Raw genomic sequence first — 13,817 nt, 5'->3', positions numbered from 1 at the left:
CCTCGGGGACGAGGCCCGCGGTCGGGCCGGGAACGGTCTGCGCGACATCGTAAGCCCGTGCGGCCCGTCCGGCCGCCTCCGCTCAGCCGCGGTCCGCCGGCGCGCCGTGCGCCTCCTCCGGGCGCGTGAAGGCGAGCCAAATCGCCGGCGCCACGTCGTGCTCGGCCGCGCCCTCGGGCCCGTGCGCGAGCCGGGCGTTGAGCGCCCCGTCGTAGGTGGCCAGCAGCATCCGGGCGAGCTCGGCGACCTCGACGGTGAACCGCAGCCGCTGCCGCCGCGCCACCCGGGTGAGCGCCTCGACCACGGCCTCGACCAGGGTGTCGCGGTGTCCGGCCAGCACCTCCCGGACCGCGGGCGAGCGCCGGGCGGTCAGCAGCAGCTCGAGCCGCACGGTGTGCCACGTCGTGTCCGAGGTGTGGTCGGACAGGCCCTCGAGGATCCGCACGACCACCTCCTCCGCGGAGGCGCCCGCGGTGAGCCACCGCTCCAGCTGCTCGCCGAGCCGGGACACCAGCTGCTCCACGTGGTCCTCGTACATGGCCAGGGCCAGGTCGGTCTTGGAGTCGAAGTTGCTGTAGAACGCGCCGCGGCTGAAGCCCGCCGCCGCGCACAGCTCCCCGACGCTCGCGCCCTCGATGCCCCGCTCGGCGAAGACGCCGGCGGCGGTCTCGAGCAGGCGCCGGCGGGTGGCGGTCCGGGAGCGCTTGGCGCCCTCGTCCCGGTCCGGTCCGGTGCTCATGGGGCGGCTCCTTCCCCGGCGGGCGCCGGGCACTCGATACAGCGGTGTATCCTGACGGTCGACTCTTCGATACACCAGTGTATCCAATTTCGTGCTGGAAGGCCCTGCCCATGCCCACCGTCCCCGAACCCTCCGCTCCCCGGCACCTGGCGGAGCCCCGGGAGCGCCCGCCCTGGCGCTCCGTCGGCTTCTGGGCCGCGCCGCTGCTGACCGTCCTCGCCCTGGCCGTCGCGGGGACGGCCCTGTACATGGGCGGGCTCTCCGACCCCGCGGCGCACCTGCGGGACTTCCCGGTGGCGCTCGTCGACCGGGACGCCGGGGCGGACACTCCGGGGGGCGGGCACCGGGACCTGGGCCGTGAGCTCGTCGACGGCTTCGTGGCCGGGGCCGAGGGGTCGGAGGAGCTCGACCTGCGGGTCCTCGACTGGGACGCGGCCCAGCAGCAGCTGGACTCCGGCCGCGTCTACGCCGCCGTGGTGGTCCCCGAGACCTTCTCGGCGGACGCGACCGGGCTCGTGCAGGGCGCGCTGACCAGCGAGGACTCCCGCCGGCCGCGGATCACGGTCCTCACCGACCCCCAGGCGGGGACGCTGGGCACCCGGCTGGCCGCCGGGGCGGTGGAGCCGGCGCTGCAGGAGGCGAGCGCGCGCCTCGGCGAGCAGCTCACCGCGGCGGCCGAGGAGGCCGAGGCGCAGGCGTCCGCGGCGGTCGAGCGCCGGCTCGCGGACGCCCGGGCGGAGCAGTCGCGGGAGCTCGCCGCGGCCGCCGCCCAGGCCGGGCCCGGCGCGCAGGCCTTCGCCCGGCAGGTCGCCGCCGCCCAGGAGGGGGCGTCCGGCGGTCTCGCCGCGGAGCTCGCCCCGCGGGTGAGCTCCGCCTCCGCCGCGGTGCTCGCGGACCCGGTCGACGTGGTCGTCGAGGCCTTCCACGAGCCGCAGGACGGCACGGCCCTGGGCATGGGGGCGTTCTACTACGCGGTGCTGCTGCTCGTGCTCGGGCTGAGCGGGTCGATCGGGGCGAGCATCCTGATCGACGCGCGTCTCGGGGTGGCGCCCCTGGAGCTGGGTCCCGTCTTCCGCCAGCGGCTGCGGGCGCGGCCGTCCCGGCGGGCGACCTTCCTCATGAAGTGGGGGGTGGTCGTGGTGGCCGGCGCCCCCGCGGCGGGCGCGATGATGGCGGTCTGCGCGGGACTCGGGGTGCCGCTGCCGCACGGGTTCCTCCTCTTCCTGCTGAGCTGGCTGTCGATCGCCACCGTCTCCGCCGTGACCCTCGCCCTGGTCACCGTGCTCGGCAGCGCGGGGCTGGTGCTGGCGATGGTCTACCTCGTGCTGATGGGCCTGCCGTCCGCCGGGGCCGTGGTCCCCGTGGAGGCGCTGCCGGAGTTCTTCCGGGCGATCGCCGCGGCGGAGCCGCTGCACCACATGGCCACGAGCGTGCGCGCGGTGCTCTACTTCGACGCCGTCCCGGACGCCGGCCTGCGGACCGGCCCGCCGGCCCTGGGGGCGCTCCTGGTGGGCTCCGTGGCCCTGGCCCTGACCGTGGGGGCCGTCTACGACCGCCGGGCGGGGCGCCGCGGCGTGGCCCGCTGACCGTCCCTCCGGCCACGGGGCCCGCAGGACTGCGGTCAACCCCCATACCGCCCCTCGAGGGCGGCGGTCTACGCTGGCAGCACCGCATCCCACCGCACCGACCAGGAGCACGCGATGTCCTACCTTCCTCCGTCCGCCCCCCGCCCGGGCGAGGGCGGCCCCGGCCCGTCCGTGCCCGGCTACGGCCCCGGCCCGTCCGGCTACGGGCCCGGCGGGCCGGCGCCGCAGTACCGGGCGCAGGGCGACGACCGCACGATCGCGATCCTCACCCACCTCTCCGGTCTGGTCGGCGCGCTGGTCTCGGTCGGCTGGCTCGGCTTCGTGGGCCCGCTCGTGGTGTGGCTCGTGCACCGGGACCGCAACGCGTTCCTGCGGGCCACCGCGGCCGGTTCCTTCAACTTCAACCTGTCGATGTGGCTGCTCAACGCGGCCGCCTGGGTCTGCCTGTTCACGGTGATCCTCTTCCCGGTGGCGCTCGTGCTGTGGCTCGTCGCCGGGGTGCTGCTCGTGGTCTGCCACGTCCTGGCCGTGCTGAAGGCCAACAAGGGCGAGGTCTACCGCTACCCGCTGCAGCTGCCCGTGCTGCGCTGAGCCGGGCGCTCAGGCCGCCGCGGCCGGCCGCCGGCCGCGGTGGAGGAGCACCACGACCGCCACGGGCACCAGCAGCGCCGCGCTGAGCCCGTCGAAGCCGACGAGGGCCAGCACAGGGCCGGCCAAGGCGCCGCCGGCCGCCCCGGCGAGATTCATGAGCAGGTCCGAGACGCCCTGCAACTGCGGCCGCCCGGCCGGCGGCACGGCCTCCGTCACGAGCGCCGAGCCGGCCACCGTGGCGGCCGACCAGCCCAGTCCCAGCAGGACCAGGCTGAGCGCCACGAGCGCCGGTGCGGCCGGGCCGCGCCAGGCCAGCACGAGCGAGGCCGTGAACGCCGCCTGGCCCAGCAGGACCACCGGGCGCCGCCCGACCCGGTCCGCGAGCCAGCCGAAGACGGGGGCGAGGGCGTACATCCCGGCCACGTGCAGGCTGATGGTCAGGCCCACGAGGCTCAACGACGCGCCGTGGCCGGTCAGGTGCACGGGCGTCATGGACATCAGCGCGACCATCACCGCGTGGCCCAGCGCCACCGTGAGCACGGCGCGGCGGGCGGGCGCGGACGAGCGCAGCACGGCGAGCCCGCCGGCCGGCGAGGCCCTGCCCGCCCCCGCGGCCCCGCCCTCGGCCGCGGCGTGCAGCAGGGGGTCGGGGCGCAGCGCGGCGAGGTACACGAGCGCGCCTGCGGCCTGGGCCGCGAGCGCGATGACGAACCCGCCGGTGAGCTCCGGCAGCCCCAGGGCCCGGCCGAGGATTTCGCCGGGCACGAAGAGGTTGGGGCCCAGCACCGCGCCGATCGTGGTGGACCACACGACGAGGGACAGGTCCCGGGCGCGGGTGTCGTCGTCGGCGAGGTCGGTCGCCGCGAAGCGGGACTGCAGGTTCAGCGCCGATCCGGCGCCCAGCAGGGCCAGCCCCAGCAGCAGCACGGGGAAGCTGGTGAGCACCGCGGCGCCGATCGTGACGCCCGCCCCGGCCATCGCGGTGACCGCGCCGGTGCTCAGGGAGATCCGGCGCCCGCGCGCCCGGGCCAGGCGGGCCAGCGGCACGGCGAGCAGGGCCGCGCCGAGGGTGTTCATGGTCGCGGCCATCCCGGACCACGCCGGGGAGCCCGACACCTCGGTCACGAGCAGGGCGCCCAGGGCCAGGGCCGCGCCCACCCCGACCCCGCCCAGGACCTGCCCCAGGGCCAGGACGCGCACGACCCTGCGCTGCAGGGCGCGGCGCTGCGCCGTCGTGTCCGCCGGGTGCATGGCGGCCATCCTATGCCCCGGGGGCGGGCGCCGCGGGTGCGTGCCGGGGCCGCGGTGTGCTTCCATGCTGGGCATGGAGCCTCGACCCGACCTCGTCCTCGGCACCGACGGGCTGGCCCGTCCGGTCTGGGCCGCGACGGACCCGCTGCTGCGGGCGTACTACGACACGGAGTGGGGCATGCCGGTGCGCGACGAGCGGGGCCTCTACGAGCGGATCTGCCTGGAGGGGTTCCAGGCCGGGCTGTCCTGGGCCACCATCCTGCGCAAGCGCCCGGCGTTCCGCGCCGCGTTCGCGGACTTCGACCCGGACGTCGTGGCCGGCTTCGGCGGGCCCGACGTCGACCGGCTCCTGGCCGACGCCGGCATCGTGCGCCACCGCGGCAAGATCGAGGCCGCCGTCGGCAACGCCCGGGCCACCGTGGCCCTGCGCGCCGAGGGCGGACTGCCCGGGCTCGTGTGGTCCTTCCGTCCCGCGGCCACCCCGCGCCCGCGCACGGCCGTCGAGGTGCCCACCCGCTCCGCCGAGTCCGAGGCCCTCTCCCGGGCGCTGCGGTCCCGGGGCTTCCGCTTCGTGGGGCCCACCACCATGTACGCGCTGATGGAGGCCGTCGGGATCGTGGACACCCACCTGCTCGGCAGCCACCGGCGCGGCAGCTCCGGGGTGTGGCCGGAGCCGGACGGGCGTGCGTAGGATCGTCAGCACCGATCCCGGCGGCGCCGCGCGCCGCCTCCCGGCAGGAGGCCCGAGACCATGTACGACAACAGCCGGCAGCCCAGCGCGGTGCTGCCCCTGATCCTGAGCACCGTCGGCTCCGTCCTGGTCGGCATGGTGGTGCAGCGGCTGCGCCGGGACCGCGCCGCGGCCCGCGGCGCCGTCCCCGCTCCCGGCGGGCGCCCGGCGCGGGGCCCCGCGGCCCGGCCGCACCGGCGCGGGCCGGTGCTCTGACGCCGTGACGAGCCACGCGATCAGCTGGGTGGACGTCTTCTCGCCCACCCCCCTGGGCGGCAACGCCCTCGCCGTCGTGCACGGGGCCGACGCCCTGGACGAGGACACGATGGCGCGCTTCGCCCGCTGGACCAACCTGTCCGAGACGACCTACCTGCTCGAGCCCACCGCGCCGGAGGCCGACTACCGGGTGCGGATCTTCACCCCCGGCGGCGAGCTGCCGTTCGCCGGGCACCCCACCCTGGGGACCGCGGCCGCCTGGCTCGCCCTCGGCGGCCGGCCCGCCGGCGAGGACGTCGTGCAGGAGTGCGGGGTGGGCCTGGTGCCCGTCCGGGGCCGCGGGGACGAACTGTCCTTCGCCGCGCCGCCCCTGCTGCGCTACGAGCCGGTGGCGGAGCCCGAGCTCCTGGACCGGGTGGCGCGCTGCCTGCGGCTGGATCCCGCGGCCCTGCTGGACGTCTCCTGGCTGGACAACGGCCCCGGCTGGATCGGGGTGCGCGTGGCCGACGCCGCGACCGTGCTGGGCCTGCGGGCCGACTGGTCCGCCATGGCCGGGCTCAAGCTCGGGGTGGTCGGGGCGCACCCGCCGGGCGGGGAGTCCGACGTCGAGGTGCGCGCGTTCGTGGGGGACTGGGTGGTGGAGGACCCGGTCACCGGCAGCCTCAACGCGGGCCTGGCCCGCTGGCTCACCGACAACGGCTGGGCCCCGGAGGCCTACGTCGCCGCCCAGGGCACCGTGCTCGGGCGCACGGGCCGGGTGCTCGTGCGGCGGGAGGCGGACACGATCTGGATCGGCGGCCGCGTGAGCCCGGTGGTGCGCGGCACCGTGGAGCTGTAGGCCCGCCGCGCGCCCGCTCAGTATCGTGGGGCCATGAGCACCCAGGACATCACCTTCCGCACCCGCAAGTGGGTCAAGCCGGAGGACCTCAACGCCAACGGCACCCTGTTCGGCGGGAGCCTGCTCCGCTGGATCGACGAGGAGGCGGCGATCTACGCGATCGTCCAGCTCGGCAACCAGCGCGCCGTGACCAAGTACATGTCGGAGATCAACTTCGTCAGCTCGGCCGAGCAGGGGGACATCATCGAGATGGGCCTGACGGCCACCGAGTTCGGCCGCACGTCCCTGACCATGCGCGCCCAGGTGCGCAACATGATCACCCGGGACCTGATCCTCAGCATCGATAAGATCGTCTTCGTGAACCTGGACCGGCAGGGCCGGCCCGCGCCGCACGGCTACACCGAGATCACCTACGACCGGGACCGGATCCCCACCACGGCGCTGCCCACGGTGGGCGAGAGGGGTTTCTGAGGTGGCGGTGCAGCGGCTGCGCGCCGAGCGGATCACCGACTCCGTGACCTACCACGGGGAGGGCCCGTGCTGGTCCGACGGGTGGGGCGGGCTGCGCTGGGTGGACATGCTCGCCGGGGACGTCCTGTCCTTCGGCGAGGACGGCGAGGTCCTGCGCCGGCACGTGGGGGACGTGGTGGCCTGCGTGCGACCGCGCGCCACCGGCGGCGCGGTCCTGGCGGTCGAGACGGGGGTCGCGCTCGAGGATCCGGACGGCACCGTCCACCCGCCCGAGCTGTTCTGGCGGCCCGGCCCCGTGCGGATGAACGAGGGCGGCGCGGGCCCCGACGGGTGCTTCTACGCCGGCTCCATGGCCTACGACCAGGCCGAGGGTGCGGCCACCCTCTACCGGGTGCACCCCGACCTCCGGTGGGAGCCGGTCCTGGAGGGCGTCACCGTCTCCAACGGCATCGCCTGGTCCCCGGACGGCACGCGCGCCTACTACAACGACACGCCCACCGGGAAGGTCGACGTGTTCGACTGGTCGCCGGATCGGGGGCTGCACCGCCGGCGTACCTTCGTGGTGCCGCAGCTGGAGGCGGGGCAGGACGTGCACCCCGACGGGCTGACCGTCGACTCCGCGGGAGCGGTCTGGGTGGCGCTGCACGGCGCCGGCCAGGTCCACCGCTACACCGCCGAGGGCGAGCTCGACGTCGTCGTGGAGGTGGGCGCCCGGCAGACCACCGCCTGCTGCCTGGGCGGGCCGGACCTGCGCACCCTCTACGTCACCACGTCCCGGGAGAACCTGGCGGCGGACGAGGACCCCGCCGCCGGATCCCTGTTCTCGGTCCGGGTGGACGTCCCCGGGCTGCCCGTCCTGCCCTTCGCCGGCTGAGCGCGGCCCCGGCACGGACGGGCTTGACCCTCACGCGACGGGAGGGCCCAGGGTGGAGGACATGGACGGACGGCGGCCCGTGCGGGCGGGCGAGCGGCTCACGGTGGGCCAGGTGGCGGAGCGCTTCGGCGTCACCGTCCGCACGCTCCACCACTACGACGACGTCGGCCTGCTGCGCCCGAGCGAACGCTCGGCCGGCGGCTACCGGCTGTACACGGAGGAGGACCTGCTCCGGCTGCGGCACGTCGTGGTCTACCGCCGGCTCGGCCTGCCCCTCGAGCGCATCGAGGAGCTGCTGGCCGCGGAGGAGCCCGGGGCCGTGCTGGTGCACCTGCGCCGGCAGCGCGAGTCCGTCCTGTCGAGGCTGGCCGAGCTGTCCGACCTCGTCACCGCGATCGACCGAGCACTGGAGAGAGAGATGACCGGGATCGACCTGACCCCGCAGGAGCGGCGCGAGCTGTTCGGGGAGGGCTTCAGCGACGAGTACGCCGCCGAGGCCGAGCGCCGCTGGGGGCACACCGAGGCGTGGGAGCAGTCCCGCCGCCGCACCGCCGGCTACGACGCGGAGGACTGGAAGCGGATCGCGGCCGAGAGCGCGGCGATCAACCAGCGCTTCGTCGAGGCCCTGCGCGCCGGGCTGCCCGCGGCCTCGGCCGAGGCGATGGACGCCGCGGAGGCCGCGCGGCGCCAGATCCACGACCGCTTCTACGACCTCCCGCCGGAGTGCCACCGGGCGCTGGGGGACATGTACGTGGCGGACCCGCGGTTCACGCGGACCTACGAGGACTTGGCGCCCGGGCTGGCGCAGTACGTCCGGGACGCGATCCACGCCAACGCCGACCGCGCCGCCGGCTGAGGACCGCGCTGCCCGTCCCGCCGCGTCCCCGTGACCGGCTCCGGGCGCGGCCGTCCCGCGCCCGGAGCCGGGGTGCTGCTCCGGGAGGGGTGCGGGCCGGGGCGGGCGCCGGTCTACGATCGAGCGGAGGAGGAACCATGACCGAGACCCCCCGGGCGAGCCCGGACGTCGTCACCGGCTCGATCCGCCTGCTCGCCGAACAGGGCTGGGAGGCCACCACCGTGGACCGGCTGGCGCAGGCAGCCGGGATCAGCCGCGCCACGTTCTTCCGCAAGTACGGCTCCAAGGAGGACATCGTCTTCGCGGACCACGCCGCCAACCTCGAACGGCTCGAGCAGCTGCTGGCCCGGTCCGGGGCCGTCCCGGGCGCGGATCCCGCCGTGGCGCTGCGCGAGGGCGTGCTGCTGGTCTTCCGCCACCACCTCGACCACCGCGAGCGCGCCCTCGCGCGCAGCGCCCTGCTCCGGCAGGTGCCGCAGCTGCGGGACCGGGAGCTCATCACCTCGCACCGCTACGAGCAGGTCCTGCAGCGCTACCTGCGCTCCGCGCTGCCCGAGGCCCCGGACCGGGCCACCCTCGCCACGGCGCTGTCCGCGGCCGCGGTCGCGGTGCACAACGCCCATCTGCGGGGCTGGCTGCGCGCCCCCGACACGGACCCCTCCGCGGAGCTGGCCGCGCAGACCGAGCGGCTGGCGCGCGCCCTCGTCGCCGGGTTCGGCCACCCCGCGGCCGCACCGGCCGGCGAGCCGGCGGCGGCCCGCGCGCGGCCGGCGGTCGTCGTCACCGTGCTGGACCCGGCGGCGGACACGGAACAGGTCCTGGCCTCCGTGCGGGACGCCCTCCGGTGAGGGCTCAGAGCTCGTCGGCGAGGATCGCGTAGATCAGCTCGTCGCGCCACTCGCCCAGCTGGCGGTGGCTCTGGCGCAGCGTCGCCTCCAGGCGCATGCCGATGCGCTCGCAGACCTTGGCGGAGCTCACGTTGAGCGCGTCCAGGCTCGCGCAGACGCGGTGGGCGCCCAGTGCGGCGAACGCGAACTCGACGGCGGCGCGCGCGGCCTCGGAGGCGATGCCCTTGCCCGCGTGATCCGGGTGGACGACCCAGCCGATCTCGACCTGGCCGGCTTCCACCTCCAGCAGCGTCAGCACGATCTCGCCCACGAGCTCCCGCGAGCCCTTCGGGGAGACGGCGAAGCGGACGTGGTCGCCGTCCCGGCTCCAGGGGCGCAGCCCGCTGTTCTCGGCGAGGGCGCGCTCGCACTCCTCGCGGGAGCGCGGGCCCCGCCACGCGTACTGGGCGTAGTCCTCGCGGCGCTGGTACGAGTACATGGGCTCGAGGTCCTCGGCGTCGAAACGGCGGAACACGAGGCGTTCGGTCTGTGGCGGCAGCACGTCGATCATCAGGAGCGACACTAACGCGTCGCGGGGCCGGGGGCGGCGTCGGGAAGCGACGCTGAGACTCAATACCTTGACGTGATACTCAGTATCAGTCAGAGTGGTGCCGATCACGTCCCGTCCCAGGAGTCCGTCCATGGCACCCGCCCCGCACGCCCCGTCCTTCCCCTCCACCGTCACGGTCTCCGTCGAGCAGCTCGTGCTGCCCGGCCGGCACCTGCCGATCGCCCTCGTGCGGCTGGACTCGACGCAGCCCGGCGGGCTGATCATCTGGGGGCCCGAGGCCCTGGGACAGCTGCGGGACGTCCTGCGCTCCGTGGACCAGTCGGCCGTCGAGGCGATCGTGGTCACCGGCAACGCGCGGTCCTTCGGCGCGGGGGCCGACCTCAAGGAGATCCGGCACGCGCAGCTCAGCGGCGTCTCCGACTCCTACGTCGGCCTCGGGCACGAGACCTTCGGCATCCTGGCCGACGCGCAGGTGCCGACGTTCTCCCTGCTGACCGGCCAGGCGCTGGGCGGCGGTCTCGAGCTGGCCCTGCACACCGACCACCGCGCGGCCCACCCGCGCACCGGCCCGCTGGGCCTGCCGGAGTGCCGGCTGGGCTTCTTCCCGGGCTGGGGCGGCGTCCACCTGCTCCCGCACCTCGTCGGCCCGGCCGCGGCCCTGCACATGATCGTGTTCGACTCCGTGCGCGGGCGGCACGTGAAGGCGCAGGAGGCGCACGAGCTCGGCCTCGTGGACGTCGTGCTCGACGCGGCGCCGGGGACCGCCCAGTGGGACGCCGCCTGGCAGCAGTGGGTGGCCGGCCGGCTCACCGCGATCGACGCCGGGGAGCCCCGCCGTCGTCCCGGCGCGCCGGGCGGGGCGGCGGACCAGGAGTGGGAGCAGGCCGTCGACCGGGCCCGCGTCCGCGCCGAGCGCACCTGGCACGGGGCGGCCCCCGCCCCGCTGGTGGCGATCGACCTCGTGGCCGGCGCCCGCACCGAGAGCCGCACCGAGAACGGGGCCAAGGCGGTCGCGGCCTTCGCGGAGCTGGTCCGCGGTGACGTCGCCAAGGCCTCCCTCTACGCCTTCGAGCTGGTCTCCTCCCGCTCCCGGCGGGCCGCCGACGTGCCCCCGGCGGCCCCGAAGCCCCTGCGCAGGGCCGCCGTCATCGGCGCCGGGCTGATGGCCGGGCAGCTCGCCTCCCTCATCGCCGGCGGCGCCCGGATCCCCGTGGTCATGACCGACCTCGACGACGAGCGGCTCGCCGCCGGCGTGGCCCGGACCCGGGAGCGCTTCGCCGCCCAGGCCGCCAAGGGCCGGATCACGGCGGAGCAGGCCGAGCAGCTCGGCGGCCTGGTCACCGGCGCGCGCGGACCGGAGGACCTCGCCGACGCCGATCTCGTGATCGAGGCCGTCTTCGAGGACCTCGACGTCAAGAAGTCCGTCTTCGCCCGGTGGGAGGAAGTCGTCCGGCCGGACACGATCCTCGCGACGAACACGAGCTCCCTGTCCGTCACCGCCATGGCCGAGGACCTGCGCCACCCCGAGCGGGTCGTCGGCTTCCACGTGTTCAACCCCGTGGAGGTCACCCCGCTGCTCGAGATCGTCGCGGGGGAGCGGACCGGCGACGTGGCGCTGGCCACCGCCTTCGACCTCGCCGCCACGCTGCGCCGCACGGCCGTGCGGGTCCAGGACGCCCCGGGCTTCGTGGTCAACCGCGTGCTCACGCGCATGTTCGACGTGGTCGTGCGGGCGATCGACGCGGGCGCCGACGCGGCCACGGCCGACCACGCCCCCGACCCGCTGGGACTGCCGATGACGCCGCTGCGGCTGCTCGACTTCGTGGGGCCGGCGGTGCTGCACCACGTCGGCGGCACCATGCACCGGGCCTACCCCGAGCGCTTCGCCCGGTCTCCGTGGCTGGACGCGGTGGTCGAGGCGGGGCTCACCCACGTCCTGCCGACCGAGCAGGCCCCCGGGACGGGGGCGGACGGCTACCTCGCCGCCGAGGCCGCCGGGCTGCTCGCACGCACCCGTGCCGAGCACCCCGAGCTCGCCGCGCACGCCCCGGCCTCCGCCGAGGAGCTGCTCGCGCGCGTGCAGGACGCCCTGGCCGAGGAGATCGGCGCGATGCTGGCCGAGGGCGTCGTCGCCGGGCCCGAGGACGTGGACCTGTGCATGATCCTGGGCGCCAACTACCCCTTCCACCTGGGCGGGATCACCCCGTACCTGGACCGCACCGGGGCCGCCGAACGCGTCCTCGGCCGCCGCTTCCACCAGGACTGACCGACCTCCGCCCTCCACCCGACCGACCGAAGGACGCTCCGATGACCGCCACCCCTGAGACCGGCGAGAACCTGTTCCCCGCCGGCACCGTGGAACCCGACTACGTCCTGGACGAGGCCCTCGGCACGGACGCGGCCGGCGCCTTCGAGTCCGTCTCCGGCGCCGACCGCGAGCACTGGATGCGGGCGCGGGCCTTCGTCCAGGAGGACCTGCTGCCGGTGATCGCCGGGCACTGGGACGGCGCCGAGTACTCCCTCGACCTCGTGCGCCGGCTGGGGGAGCTGGACCTGCTGCGCGACGGCGTGGCGGTCGACGGCTACCCCGGGATGTCCAAGACCGCCGCCGGCCTGGTCAGCATGGAGCTCTCCCGGGGCGACGGGTCCATCGCGACCGTCTCGGGCGTCCAGGGCGGGCTCGCCATGCGCTCGATCGCGCTGTGCGGCTCCGAGGAGCAGCGGCAGCGGTGGCTGCCGCGGATGGCCACCGGCGAGCTGCTGGGCGCCTTCGCGCTCACCGAGCCCACGCACGGCTCGGACTCCGTGAGCCTGGAGACCCGCGCCACCCGGGTGGACGGCGGCTGGCTGCTCAACGGCGAGAAGAAGTGGATCGGCAACGGGTCCATGGGCGGCATCACCGTGGTGTGGGCCCGCTCCGACGAGGACGGCCAGGTCCGCGGCTTCGTGGTCCCGCAGGAGAGCGAGGGCTACACCGGCACGACCATCCGCGGGAAGCTCGCCCTGCGCGCCATCCACCAGGCGCACCTGCGCTTCGAGAACGTCCTCGTGCCCGAGGAGAACGCGCTGCCGGCGGCCCGGTCCTTCAAGGACACGGCCGCGGTGCTCTTCGCCACGCGGATCAGCGTGGCGTGGGGCGCCGTGGGGCACGCCCAGGCCTGCTACGAGACCGCGGTCCAGTACGCCGCCCAGCGCGTGCAGTTCGGCCGGCCCCTCGCCGCGTCCCAGATCGTCCAGGAGCGCCTGGCCCGGATGCTCAGCGAGCTGACGCAGATCCAGCTGCTCGTGGCCCGGATGACCGAGCGGGAGGAGGCGGGCACGCTCACGGGTGAGCAGGCGTCCCTGGCGAAGTACACCTCCACCCGGACGGCGCGCTCGATCGCGGCGAACGCCCGCGACCTCATGGGCGGCAACGGCATCCTGATCGAGCACCGCGTGGCCCGGCACTTCGCGGACATCGAGGCCCTGCACACCTACGAGGGCACCGAGACCATGCAGGCCCTGATCATCGGGCGCAGCATCACCGGGCTCTCCGCGTTCGCCTGAGCCGCGCCGCTCACGCCCCTCGGACGGTTCCCCCGGACACGAGGACGCCCCGGCCGTCACGGCCGGGGCGTCCTCGTGTCCGGGGGCCGCGCTCAGGAGAGCGGGTCGCCGCCGGCGTGGAACGAGTCGTTGCTCGAGTCGATCTCGTCCTCGAACCCCGAGTTCTCGGGCACGTCGAGGTCGTCGAGAGCCTCGCCCATGCCCGGCTCCTCGGGCGGGATCTGCTCGTCGCCGGCCTCGAAGCGCGCCTCGGCCGTCTCGTCCCGCAGCTCCTGCTCGGACGGGACCACGGGGTGAGCCGGGTCGACGCGATCGGCCGGTGCCTCCGCGTCGGCTCCCTCGATGAGCGGGTCGTCGCGCCAGTTGTCGGGGTCGACCTCCGCCGCGCCCTCGTAGGTGTCGGGGGTCTCCGGCAGTTCTTCCGGTGAGGTGCTCATCTGCGGTCCTTTCGGTTGACGGTCACGGCTGTGTCATCAGCCTACGCACGAATCCGTCCCGGCCGAGGGGCTCGGGGCGGGCGTTCGCGGACCGCGTGCACCGCCTCCGACAGTCCTCCATGGGTGACCGGTTCGTCGGGTGGTGGGGGGTTGTTCCGGGGGTGGTGGGGGTGTTTTGACGGGGTGGTGGGGTGGGTGTAGTGTCTTCCGAGTCGCTGCGGCCGGGGGTGGTTGTGCCCCGGGTGGTGGTGGTTTTCCGGGTTCGTCTGGTGTGGTCGTGCTCT

Annotated in this window: 15 protein-coding genes; 11 read left to right on the top strand and 4 right to left on the bottom strand. The window is 75.5% G+C overall.

Annotation, left to right across the window (positions count from 1 at the left end):
* Window positions 1-82: 82 nt before the first annotated feature.
* Complete coding sequence (locus ACWCOM_RS10750; protein ID WP_454548738.1) at window positions 83-739, bottom strand: TetR/AcrR family transcriptional regulator; 657 nt, start codon at window positions 737-739, stop codon at window positions 83-85.
* 110 nt (window positions 740-849) lie between these two features.
* On the opposite strand from ACWCOM_RS10750, the gene ACWCOM_RS10745 reads away from it, so the two are divergent.
* Entirely contained in the window at window positions 850-2,325 is a 1,476-nt protein-coding gene (locus tag ACWCOM_RS10745; RefSeq protein ID WP_454548737.1) for a YhgE/Pip domain-containing protein, read from the top strand.
* A 114-nt stretch (window positions 2,326-2,439) separates the two neighbouring features.
* Window positions 2,440-2,916 carry a DUF4870 domain-containing protein gene (locus ACWCOM_RS10740; protein ID WP_454548736.1) on the top strand — a complete coding sequence of 159 codons (477 nt, stop codon included), beginning with the start codon at window positions 2,440-2,442 and terminating at the stop codon, window positions 2,914-2,916.
* 9 nt (window positions 2,917-2,925) lie between these two features.
* Here ACWCOM_RS10740 and ACWCOM_RS10735 read toward each other — a convergent pair whose 3' ends face one another.
* The gene (locus ACWCOM_RS10735) at window positions 2,926-4,176 is read right to left on the bottom strand and encodes an MFS transporter (RefSeq protein ID WP_454548735.1); all 1,251 of its coding nucleotides are present in this window, start codon (window positions 4,174-4,176) and stop codon (window positions 2,926-2,928) included.
* 64 nt (window positions 4,177-4,240) lie between these two features.
* Here ACWCOM_RS10735 and ACWCOM_RS10730 point away from each other — a divergent pair, with 64 nt between their 5' ends.
* The 7 genes from ACWCOM_RS10730 (at window position 4,241) to ACWCOM_RS10700 (ending at window position 9,000) form a co-directional block, all read left to right on the top strand.
* On the top strand, window positions 4,241-4,858 hold the full coding sequence (locus ACWCOM_RS10730) for a DNA-3-methyladenine glycosylase I (RefSeq protein ID WP_454548734.1): 618 nt from the start codon (window positions 4,241-4,243) through the stop codon (window positions 4,856-4,858).
* Window positions 4,859-4,918: 60 nt separating this feature from the next.
* The gene (locus ACWCOM_RS10725) at window positions 4,919-5,113 is read left to right on the top strand and encodes a hypothetical protein (RefSeq protein ID WP_454548733.1); all 195 of its coding nucleotides are present in this window, start codon (window positions 4,919-4,921) and stop codon (window positions 5,111-5,113) included.
* A gap of 4 nt (window positions 5,114-5,117) precedes the next feature.
* Window positions 5,118-5,951: a PhzF family phenazine biosynthesis protein gene (locus tag ACWCOM_RS10720; RefSeq protein ID WP_454548732.1), complete on the top strand. Its 834-nt coding sequence runs from the start codon at window positions 5,118-5,120 to the stop codon at window positions 5,949-5,951.
* 33 nt (window positions 5,952-5,984) lie between these two features.
* Window positions 5,985-6,422 (top strand): acyl-CoA thioesterase, encoded by a 438-nt coding sequence (locus ACWCOM_RS10715; protein WP_454548731.1) that lies wholly within the window; start codon window positions 5,985-5,987, stop codon window positions 6,420-6,422.
* A gap of 1 nt (window position 6,423) precedes the next feature.
* Entirely contained in the window at window positions 6,424-7,296 is an 873-nt protein-coding gene (locus ACWCOM_RS10710) for an SMP-30/gluconolactonase/LRE family protein (protein ID WP_454548730.1), read from the top strand.
* A gap of 61 nt (window positions 7,297-7,357) precedes the next feature.
* On the top strand, window positions 7,358-8,152 hold the full coding sequence (locus tag ACWCOM_RS10705; RefSeq protein ID WP_454548729.1) for a MerR family transcriptional regulator: 795 nt from the start codon (window positions 7,358-7,360) through the stop codon (window positions 8,150-8,152).
* A 137-nt stretch (window positions 8,153-8,289) separates the two neighbouring features.
* The gene (locus ACWCOM_RS10700; RefSeq protein ID WP_454548728.1) at window positions 8,290-9,000 is read left to right on the top strand and encodes a TetR/AcrR family transcriptional regulator; all 711 of its coding nucleotides are present in this window, start codon (window positions 8,290-8,292) and stop codon (window positions 8,998-9,000) included.
* A 4-nt stretch (window positions 9,001-9,004) separates the two neighbouring features.
* On the opposite strand, the gene ACWCOM_RS10695 is transcribed toward ACWCOM_RS10700, so the two are convergent.
* Window positions 9,005-9,550: a GNAT family N-acetyltransferase gene (locus ACWCOM_RS10695; RefSeq protein WP_454548727.1), complete on the bottom strand. Its 546-nt coding sequence runs from the start codon at window positions 9,548-9,550 to the stop codon at window positions 9,005-9,007.
* Window positions 9,551-9,680: 130 nt separating this feature from the next.
* Here ACWCOM_RS10695 and ACWCOM_RS10690 point away from each other — a divergent pair, with 130 nt between their 5' ends.
* Window positions 9,681-11,816: a 3-hydroxyacyl-CoA dehydrogenase NAD-binding domain-containing protein gene (locus ACWCOM_RS10690; protein WP_454548726.1), complete on the top strand. Its 2,136-nt coding sequence runs from the start codon at window positions 9,681-9,683 to the stop codon at window positions 11,814-11,816.
* A 41-nt stretch (window positions 11,817-11,857) separates the two neighbouring features.
* A complete protein-coding gene (locus ACWCOM_RS10685; protein WP_454548725.1) occupies window positions 11,858-13,096 on the top strand; it encodes an acyl-CoA dehydrogenase family protein in 1,239 nt (412 codons plus the stop codon).
* 92 nt (window positions 13,097-13,188) lie between these two features.
* On the opposite strand, the gene ACWCOM_RS10680 is transcribed toward ACWCOM_RS10685, so the two are convergent.
* The gene (locus ACWCOM_RS10680) at window positions 13,189-13,533 is read right to left on the bottom strand and encodes a hypothetical protein (protein WP_454548724.1); all 345 of its coding nucleotides are present in this window, start codon (window positions 13,531-13,533) and stop codon (window positions 13,189-13,191) included.
* Window positions 13,534-13,817: the final 284 nt, after the last annotated feature.

The sequence above is a fragment of the Kocuria sp. KH4 genome (genome assembly GCF_053711175.1).
This window is presented reverse-complemented; position numbering and strand designations above follow the sequence as displayed.

What these genes read in the sequence shown, in the direction of transcription:
- ACWCOM_RS10750 (WP_454548738.1), bottom strand. Translation starts at nt 739, where the DNA reads ATGAGCACCGGACCGGACCGGGACGAGGGCGCCAAGCGCTCCCGGACC.
- ACWCOM_RS10745 (WP_454548737.1), top strand. Translation starts at nt 850, where the DNA reads ATGCCCACCGTCCCCGAACCCTCCGCTCCCCGGCACCTGGCGGAGCCC.
- ACWCOM_RS10740 (WP_454548736.1), top strand. Translation starts at nt 2,440, where the DNA reads ATGTCCTACCTTCCTCCGTCCGCCCCCCGCCCGGGCGAGGGCGGCCCC.
- ACWCOM_RS10735 (WP_454548735.1), bottom strand. Translation starts at nt 4,176, where the DNA reads ATGGCCGCCATGCACCCGGCGGACACGACGGCGCAGCGCCGCGCCCTG.
- ACWCOM_RS10730 (WP_454548734.1), top strand. Translation starts at nt 4,241, where the DNA reads ATGGAGCCTCGACCCGACCTCGTCCTCGGCACCGACGGGCTGGCCCGT.
- ACWCOM_RS10725 (WP_454548733.1), top strand. Translation starts at nt 4,919, where the DNA reads ATGTACGACAACAGCCGGCAGCCCAGCGCGGTGCTGCCCCTGATCCTG.
- ACWCOM_RS10715 (WP_454548731.1), top strand. Translation starts at nt 5,985, where the DNA reads ATGAGCACCCAGGACATCACCTTCCGCACCCGCAAGTGGGTCAAGCCG.
- ACWCOM_RS10705 (WP_454548729.1), top strand. Translation starts at nt 7,358, where the DNA reads ATGGACGGACGGCGGCCCGTGCGGGCGGGCGAGCGGCTCACGGTGGGC.
- ACWCOM_RS10700 (WP_454548728.1), top strand. Translation starts at nt 8,290, where the DNA reads ATGACCGAGACCCCCCGGGCGAGCCCGGACGTCGTCACCGGCTCGATC.
- ACWCOM_RS10695 (WP_454548727.1), bottom strand. Translation starts at nt 9,550, where the DNA reads ATGATCGACGTGCTGCCGCCACAGACCGAACGCCTCGTGTTCCGCCGT.
- ACWCOM_RS10690 (WP_454548726.1), top strand. Translation starts at nt 9,681, where the DNA reads ATGGCACCCGCCCCGCACGCCCCGTCCTTCCCCTCCACCGTCACGGTC.
- ACWCOM_RS10685 (WP_454548725.1), top strand. Translation starts at nt 11,858, where the DNA reads ATGACCGCCACCCCTGAGACCGGCGAGAACCTGTTCCCCGCCGGCACC.
- ACWCOM_RS10680 (WP_454548724.1), bottom strand. Translation starts at nt 13,533, where the DNA reads ATGAGCACCTCACCGGAAGAACTGCCGGAGACCCCCGACACCTACGAG.